The sequence below is a fragment of the Bacillus sp. SIMBA_031 genome (genome assembly GCF_046535225.1).
Classification (GTDB): Bacteria; Bacillota; Bacilli; order Bacillales; family Bacillaceae; genus Bacillus; species Bacillus velezensis.
The window spans coordinates 1-230 of sequence record NZ_JAWRXC010000751.1; the positions used below are offsets into that span (position 1 = coordinate 1).

The following is a 230-nucleotide window of genomic DNA, read 5'->3' on the forward strand; positions in this document are numbered from 1 at the left end:
GTAGTGATTCCAGCGTCGGCGTATTTTGCTGGCTTAGCGTCTGACGCGCCTGTAGCCAGGTCACCAGATGGTTAAACAGTTTCGCTGGAATTAACTCGCCATCTTTCACCCCGGAAAGTTCCAGCATCGATTGCCAGATCTGTTTGCTGGGTTCCCCCGTTGCCGCCGCAAGTTTGGTCACCAGCTGTTTTAGCGCATTGTGCTCCGCCGGTAATAAAGGACGGTCGGTC

General features: G+C 54.3%; 1 protein-coding gene. It reads right to left on the reverse strand.

The window, feature by feature from the left end; translation table 11 throughout:
• Positions 1-230 (reverse strand): hypothetical protein (locus SB724_RS22065; protein ID WP_410573246.1); only part of this gene is annotated, 230 nt, incomplete at both ends.